The 1410-nt window shown below is 57.9% G+C and carries 1 protein-coding gene; it reads left to right on the top strand.

Annotation, left to right across the window (positions count from 1 at the left end; genetic code table 11):
- A partial coding sequence (locus tag FKR81_RS44230; protein WP_186763526.1) for a hypothetical protein occupies nt 1-1410 on the top strand: 1410 nt, incomplete at both ends.

Below are 1410 nucleotides of genomic sequence, written 5' to 3'. Positions count from 1 at the left end.
CGCCCACACCCTCGACATCCAACTCCGCACCACCAACACCCGCGACACCCGCGACACCACCACCCTCAACCCCACCGCCACCAACCCCATCACCATCTACCGCTCCCACAACCACTACACCGCCCACGCCAACAACACTGAAACAAACAACACCACCACAGCCGACACCACCACCGAAACCACCGACATCGTCCTGCCACCCGTCATCCAGCACGCCATCACCAGACTCACCAACGCCGGCCCCACCCACCCACAGAACTGGCCCACCACCAACAACCAACCCACCGACGTCGACCACTACTACGGCATCCCCCGACTCAGCACCCAAAAGATATTCGCTCACTGGAATTACATCACCGCGGGTCGCATTAATCTATTCCCAATCCCGCCGGAATGGACAGGTCGATCCATGGGATTAGCGCGTTCGTTCGACCATATAGTTGCATGGGTTCCCGGCGGGAACCCCGACGCGATCGCCACCATCCGCGGCCGAATTGCCGTGAAAGTCGTAACGCTCAGCCAAAATCACGCTCACGGCACTTGCAAACCTGGACAGGCCCCCGAGGTTATGAACCGGAAAAAACGTGCCACGGGAAGCCTTACAAGGAAGCTTCCAAATAGTAACGCATGGGCATCCATGAACGCAGTGGGCAACACCATCGATTGGCGGGTTACCGGAAATACGGGCTCCCGCGTAATCGAATTGCGCGACACCACCGGCACTCTACGAAGCACACGCCCCCTGGATGAACCCGTCGTGTCGCGTAGACCCATCGGCGATATTTCTCATGCGCTGCCCCCAGAGATCGCCGCAGCGTTGCTTCCGGTCACGCCCAGCCCACTCACAGTCGGATCCTGGCCCACCGCCACCGATGGACAACCCGCCGATGTAGCCTTCTACCTCGGCGTACCACGCCAGGGAGGATGGACTACTCCGGCAAGATTCAGCCTAATCATCGGAAGTATTGAGCTGGATACCCCCCGGGATTTAATCGGCCACAATGTATCTTTTGTCCGCAAATTTGACACTGTAGCGATGTGGGTGCCGGGCGATAAACCGGACAGTGTCATGGCGGGTGACAAAGGGCGACAGCAATATCATCTCAAAAGGCTGAAACCGATTCTTAACGAGGGGACCGGCCGCTTGGGACAGAAGCTGTCATCCCATAGAATTACCGGATATGCAGGGCATTACACCCTGAGGATCCCAAAAGAAAAATCCCAGAGCAAAACAAACAATGAAGTGATCCGCTGGAAGGTGGTAGGCGATATCGGTGGGCGGCACATTGAGTTTTATGATTCGGACGGCAACCTGCTGCGGAACCGCACGCGGTCTCTTGATGAAGTTCAGGAGAGTGTCGGTGGCGCGGTCGAGCAATCCGGGCGCAAGCGTGAGCGTAGTCTGTCGCC

Origin of the sequence: Lentzea tibetensis, from assembly GCF_007845675.1 — a bacterium.
GTDB classification, from domain to species: Bacteria; Actinomycetota; Actinomycetes; order Mycobacteriales; family Pseudonocardiaceae; genus Lentzea; species Lentzea tibetensis.
This window is presented reverse-complemented; position numbering and strand designations above follow the sequence as displayed.